The 6,000-nt window shown below is 72.1% G+C and carries 7 protein-coding genes; 1 reads left to right on the forward strand and 6 read right to left on the reverse strand.

Annotation, left to right across the window (positions count from 1 at the left end; genetic code table 11):
• Window positions 1-8: 8 nt before the first annotated feature.
• Together K7862_RS24850 and K7862_RS24855 are read right to left on the reverse strand one after the other, a co-directional pair.
• Window positions 9-854 (reverse strand): class II fructose-bisphosphate aldolase, encoded by an 846-nt coding sequence (locus K7862_RS24850; protein WP_222966266.1) that lies wholly within the window; start codon window positions 852-854, stop codon window positions 9-11.
• Between the two features lie 303 nt (window positions 855-1,157).
• Window positions 1,158-2,072: an SIS domain-containing protein gene (locus tag K7862_RS24855; protein WP_222966268.1), complete on the reverse strand. Its 915-nt coding sequence runs from the start codon at window positions 2,070-2,072 to the stop codon at window positions 1,158-1,160.
• Between the two features lie 448 nt (window positions 2,073-2,520).
• Here K7862_RS24855 and K7862_RS24860 point away from each other — a divergent pair, with 448 nt between their 5' ends.
• The gene (locus tag K7862_RS24860) at window positions 2,521-3,171 is read left to right on the forward strand and encodes a hemerythrin domain-containing protein (protein ID WP_222966269.1); all 651 of its coding nucleotides are present in this window, start codon (window positions 2,521-2,523) and stop codon (window positions 3,169-3,171) included.
• A 45-nt stretch (window positions 3,172-3,216) separates the two neighbouring features.
• Here K7862_RS24860 and K7862_RS24865 read toward each other — a convergent pair whose 3' ends face one another.
• The 4 genes from K7862_RS24865 to K7862_RS24880 all read right to left on the reverse strand — a co-directional run.
• Window positions 3,217-3,741, reverse strand: a complete 525-nt coding sequence (locus K7862_RS24865) for a MarR family transcriptional regulator (RefSeq protein WP_222966271.1) — start codon at window positions 3,739-3,741, stop codon at window positions 3,217-3,219.
• A 247-nt stretch (window positions 3,742-3,988) separates the two neighbouring features.
• Window positions 3,989-4,882, reverse strand: a complete 894-nt coding sequence (locus tag K7862_RS24870; RefSeq protein ID WP_222966273.1) for a SigB/SigF/SigG family RNA polymerase sigma factor — start codon at window positions 4,880-4,882, stop codon at window positions 3,989-3,991.
• Between the two features lie 167 nt (window positions 4,883-5,049).
• Entirely contained in the window at window positions 5,050-5,724 is a 675-nt protein-coding gene (locus K7862_RS24875; RefSeq protein WP_222966276.1) for a LutC/YkgG family protein, read from the reverse strand.
• The coding region (locus K7862_RS24880) for a lactate utilization protein LutB domain-containing protein (RefSeq protein WP_222966278.1) at window positions 5,721-6,000 on the reverse strand (280 nt) is incomplete at its 5' end. The genes K7862_RS24880 and K7862_RS24875, both read right to left, overlap by 4 nt.

Raw genomic sequence — 6,000 nt, forward strand, 5'->3', positions numbered from 1 at the left:
CCGGCGCCTCACCCCTCCTTGTCCGCCACCACGGCGAGCAGATGGGCGGCGGCCTCCGTCATCGCGTCGCGCGCCGGCCGCAGGTAGCGGCGGGGGTCGACCACGGCAGGATCGCCCGCCAGATGTCCGCGCACCGCGCCGCTGAAGGCGATGTTGAGCGCCGTACCGATGTTGACCTTGACCATGCCCGCGGCGACAGCGCGGCGCAGCTCCTCGTCCGGGACACCCGATGAGCCGTGCAGGACCAGGGGCACCGGGACCGCGTCGCGCAGCCGGGTGATGAGGTCCAGGTCCAGGCTCGCGGTGCGCTCGGTCATGGCATGCGAGCTGCCGACGGCGACGGCGAGCGCGTCCACGCCCGTGGCGGCGGTGAAGGCCGTGGCCTCGACCGGGTCGGTGCGGACGCCCGGCGCGTGAGCGCCGTCCTTGCCGCCGACCTCGCCGAGCTCCGCCTCCACCCACACGCCCTGCCCGTGCGCCCACGCGGTGATCCGCGCCGTCGCGGAGACGTTGTCCTCGTAGGACAGCTTCGAGGCGTCGAACATCACCGACGAGACTCCCGCGTCCACACCGGCCCGCAGCAGTCCCTCGTCCTCGACGTGGTCGAGGTGCAGCGCCACCGGCACCGAGGCGCCTCGTGCGACCGCGGCTGCGGCCGCGACGATCGGCTCGACCCGGCCGCCGTGGAACTTCACCGCGTTCTCGCTGATCTGCAGGACGACCGGCAGCCCGGTGCGCTCGGCGGCGGCGGTGATCGCCTCGGCGTGCTCGAGGGTGATGACGTTGAACGCCGCGACCCCCAGGCCGGACAGGCTGGCGGAGGCGACGAGTTCGGCGGTGGCGACGACGGGCATGGGCGGTCCTCGGGGTGAACGGAGCGGGCGGCGGGCGGAGTGGCGCAGTCAAGGGGCTGGGGGCATCCGGCGGCCACTGCCAATTGGGGCCGCACGTCATGCCGGGCCCCGACTGACCGTGGCCGCCGGGCCTTCCGGGGCGCGGCCAGGACCGGAAGCGATGAGGGTGGCGGCGGAAAAGCGGCCGGGGCACTGGTTTGCGGCAGGCGATCAGGCAATCAGGCCATCAGGCGGGCAGCGGCCGAGGCGGGCGACGGCCGGCAGGCGGCCGGCCTGCGTCCGGGCCGGCCGTCTGGTCAGGGCTCAGGCGAGGATGACGGACCGTGTCAGGTTGCGCGGCTGGTCCGGGTTGTGACCCTTGGCCTCGGCGATGGCGACCGCCAGCCGCTGCGCGCGGATGAGGTCGGCGAGCGGGTCGGTCTCCGGCCGGTTCTCCAGCCGGCCGCCGACGGCCGCCACGTTGTCGGCCAGGCCCTCCGGCAGCGGCCCGAAGGACCAGACCGCGCGGCCCGGCCCGGTGATGCTGATCGGGCCGTGGCGGTACTCCATCGCCGGGTACGCCTCGGTCCACGCCCCGGCCGCCTCCCGCATCTTCAGCGCGGCCTCCTGCGCTAGACCGTAGGTCCAGCCGGTGCCGAGGAAGGTGAACTGCTCGGCCCCGGTGAGCCCCTCGGGCAGGTCCTCCGCCACGGCCTTCTCCGCGTCGGAGATCGCGGACGTCAGGTCCTCGCCGAGGTGCGCGCGCACCAGCGCGAGGACGGTCGTCGCGAAGCGGGTCTGCACCACCGACTGCTCGTCGGCGAAGTCCAGCACGATCACCTCGTCGGCGGCGTCCATGACCGGCGTGGCCGGGTCCGCGGTGACGGCCGTGACGGGGACGGTCCCGCGCAGCCGGCGGCACACCTCGAGCACCTCGGTGGTGGTGCCGGAGCGGGTGATCGCCAGCACCCGGTCGTAGGCGCGGCCGAAGGGGAACTCCGAGGCGGCGAAGGCGTCGGTCTCGCCCTGCCCGCTCTGTTCGCGCAGGGTCGCGTAGGCCTGGGCCATGAACCATGAGGTGCCGCAGCCGATCACCGCGACGCGCTCGCCACGGGCGGGCAGCTTGGCCGCGGCAGACTCCGCCTCCGTGCCGGACGGTGCGGTGGCGAGTGCGACAGCGCGCCGCCAGCAGTCGGGTTGTGTCGCGATCTCGGCGGTGGTCAGGGACGAGGCGGACATCGGTGCTCCTCACGTGGGGCCGGCAAGGGGCGCGGCATGCTCGCCGCGCGCGCTGTGCTGACGCCAGTGTAGATGAGCAAACCTGCGTGAAATCAGCGCAGATCGAGCAGCTTCGTGCAGACGATCGACCGGTGACAGCGTGCGGCTCACCTCCCGGTTTCCCTCGCGGCCCTGCCGCTCTTCCCCCGGCCGCCTCCGAGCCGGTTCTCCGGTGGTCCGCGGCCGACCCCATGTCACATCCGGCGCTCCCCGGCCCCTCATGGGGGTGAAGGGCCGCGGCAAGGACCCATGGCGGACTGTTCCGCACGCACAGAAGAGCCGCACGCACAGAAGAGCCGCACGCACAGAAGAGCCGCACGCACAGAAGAGCCGCACGCACAGAAGAGCCGCACGCACAGAAGAGCCGCACGCACAGAAGAGCCGCACGCACAGAAGAGACGAAGGAATCATGACCACCGAGATCGAACGCATCGTCACCGCCAATCACCCGGACCGGATCAACTTCACGGAGATGTACGTCACCCACGACGCCTTGCGGCGGGACCTCGAACGCATGGCGGCCGCAGCGGCCGCCGGGCGCACGGACTCCCCGCAGGTCCGCGAGGGATGGGCGGTGTTCACCCGCCAACTGCAGGTCCACCACACGGTGGAGGACGCCTGGCTGTGGCCCAGGCTCCGGGAGCGGTTGTCCGGCCGCCCCGACGACCTGGCGCTGCTGGACGCCATGGAGGCGGAGCACGCGGTGATCGACCCGCAGTTGGAGGCGATCGACGCCGCTCTCGCCGCCGGTTCCGGCGATGTCGCCGCCGGCATCACGGAGTTGCGGGCGGCGCTGTTGCAGCACCTGTCCCACGAGGAGGTGGCGGCGCTGCCGCTCATCCAGGCGGTCATGACGCCCAAGGACTGGTCGGGCTTCCGCGGTGCGATGGCCCGCAGGCAGCGGCTCAGCGGCGCGGCCGAGTGGATCCCCTGGATCACCGACGACATGACGCCGGCCGACTCCCGGAAGTGGCTGCGGCGGATGCCGCCCCCGCTGCGCCTGCTGAACAAGCTGTCCTGGCAGGCGCGGTACCGCGACCGGAATCTGTGGAGCTACTGACGGCAGCCGTTTCGATTGCGGTCCCCGTTTTCGAGGAGCAGCCGGTCACCGGCTCGTGGCGGAAGGCTGCCTGTTGGCGGCGAGGTCGTCGGTGGCGGACCGGCCCGCTTGCGCGGTCCGCACCAGGAAGTCGGCGATGATCAGCAGGTCCGCGTCCTCGTACTCCGCGCAGACGTCGTCCATGGCCGTGCTCAGACCGGAGAACATGGCCGCGACCTCGGCCTCCTTCTCCTCGACGATCGTGACGTGCACGGAACGGCGGTCGGCGGGGTTGGGAGTGCGGACCACCCATCCCCCGCGCTCCAGCCGGTCGAGGACCCCGGTGAGCGTGGCCGGATGCATACCGGCCCGCTTGGCGAGGGCGGTGGGTCCGATCGGACCGTAGCGGCCCACCAGGTCCAGGCACTCCAGATCGGCGTCCCGCAGATCGAGGTGCGCGCCCACCTGGTGGGTGAGCAGGGCGAGTTGGATGCTGAGGTCGCACAGGCCGGCCTTGATCCGGGTCGTCAGCCGCATCCTGCGGCGCGTGGCGGGAGTGGCCGACCCCTCGGCGGGCGGTGTCGCGTCCATACCCAACGGTCCTCGCCATCGCTCGCCCCCACCGGGAGAGCCCGGGCTGGCGCATACCCTTTCACAACACGCTTTCCAACTCGAAGGGTTGTCGGCAAACATTCCGGGCGTCCGGGACCCGGTCCCGCGGTGCGTCGCGGGGGCCGGCCCTGAACCTGCCGGTTCGGCTTGCCGGTCGAGTCGGCCCGAGTCGGCCCGAGCCGATCTCGGCGGCCTTCGGCGAGACGGTGGTCCTGCCCGGCCGAAGTCAGGCGGCCCGGTCGGCGTCCTCTGCCTGATCGCGGGCGATCTCGTCGCGGATCGCCGAGCACGAGCGACTGATCAGCCGCGAGACGTGCATCTGCGAGATGCCCAGCATCTCGGCGATCGTGCTCTGCGTCATGCCACCGAAGAACCGGAGGTAGAGGATCTCCCGCTCGCGTTCCGGAAGCCGGCACAACTGCGGTTTGACGGTCTCCCGGTCGACCACGGTGTCGATGGCCGGGTCGGGGGCGCCGAGCGTCTCGCCGAGGGACAGCGGACCGACGTCGGCGGGTCCCTGGGTCTGCGCGTCCAGAGAGAGCGACGTGAAGCTCTCCAGTGCCTCCAGGCCGTCCGTGGCCTCCTGCTCGGTCAGGCCGGCGTGCTCGGCTATCTCGGCGAGCGACGGTGCGCGGCCCCCGGCCGTCTGCGTGAGCTCCTGCCGGGATGCCCGCACCCGGGCACGCAGCAGCTGCACCCGGCGCGGTACGTGTACCGACCACATGCAGTCACGGAAGTGCCGTTTGATCTCGCCGTCGATGGTGGGCACGGCGTAGCTCTCGAAGGCCGTGCCGCGCGCCGGGTCGTACCGGCAGACCGCCTTGACCAGCCCCAGAGCCGCGACCTGCTGGAGGTCGTCGAGGGACTCGCCGCGGTTGCGGTAGCGGGCGGCCAGCCGGTGGGCCATCGGCAGCCAGTCGGTCGCGATCTCCTGCCGCAACCGTTCCTTGTCGCTCCCCTCGGGCAGCCGCGCCAGCCGGCGGAACGCCTCCGCGGTGTCGGGCGCGTCGTCGTGGGGGTGGTGCGTGGACCGGTAGGGGGTGCCGCGCGCGGGTTTCCTGCGGTCGGTTGCCTCGCGGCCGGGCGAATGGGCGGGACGGGTGCGTGCCGCTGACGACATGGCTCACCAGCTCCTCGAACACTGCGCGGGTCTCACCGCTGGGCGGGGCGACGTGCCCGGAGCACACGAATTGTGCCCGATACACGAGGAATGTAATCCTTCAGGGTGTATACGAGGTGTAGCGCGGCATATGCGGTTTGCGCGCTTGGGGGCTGGGCATCGATCGATCAGGGGGCGGGGGTGGTGGTCACCAGGATGACGTCGAGGGTTCGGGGGCCGTGGACGCCCTCGACGCGGTCGAGTTCGATGTCGCTGGTGGCGGAGGGGCCGCTGATCCAGGTCTGGGGATGGGTGGGGTCGAGGCGGGTCAGGGCTTGGGGGACGGAGATGACGATCTGGTCGGGGGTGATGACGCAGATGTGATGGTCGGGGATGAGGGTGCTGCGGCGGTGTCCCTGACCGGATCCGGTGGTGAGGACGATGGTGCCGGTCTCGGCGATGGCAAGCGTGCAGGTGGTGATCACGCTGTCGATGGAGTCCAGGTCGTGATGGGTGGCGTGGGGGCGGTCGGGGACGCGGGTGGCGTCGATCGCGGTGAGCCAGGGTTCGGGAAGGCCGTCGGGGGTCAGGACGGTGCGGGTGCCGTGCTGGGTGAGGAGTCGGTCGACGAGGTGGGGGAGGCCGGTCTCGTCGGTGTGGTGGACGTGGGCGCGGTAGTCGGCGAGGTTGCGGGCGAGGAGGTCGGCGGCCTGCTGGGGGGTGAGGTCGGCGTGGATGGTGAGGTAGGCGCGGTCCACGGCTCGCTCGTAGTCGCGGTCGGCGGTTGAGGTCCGGTCACCAGGGGCGTCATGGGCGAGGGCGTGGCGGATGCGCGTGAGGATGGTGTCGCGGCTGGTGGTCATGGCGTGTCCTTGGCGGGGTGGGTGTGGTGCCACCAGGTGCGGAAGGTCTGCGCAGGGAGGGTGGGCAGGTCGCGGGTAGCGGTCCAGTTCTTGCCGGGGCCGGGCAGGCGGCGGGGGTGGAGGCGCCGGGTGGCGGTGGCCAGGCGTTGACCGGTGGTGAGGGCAGTGGGGTGGGTGAGGGCCCACTGGGCGGTGCGGAGGGCGGCGCGTTCGGCGGCGTGGCCTTTGGCGGGTTTCAGGGTGGCGGTGCGGCCGTGGCGGGTGGTGGGTCCGCCT

The organism is Actinacidiphila acidipaludis (assembly GCF_019890725.1).
Lineage (GTDB): Bacteria > Actinomycetota > Actinomycetes > Streptomycetales > Streptomycetaceae > Actinacidiphila > Actinacidiphila acidipaludis.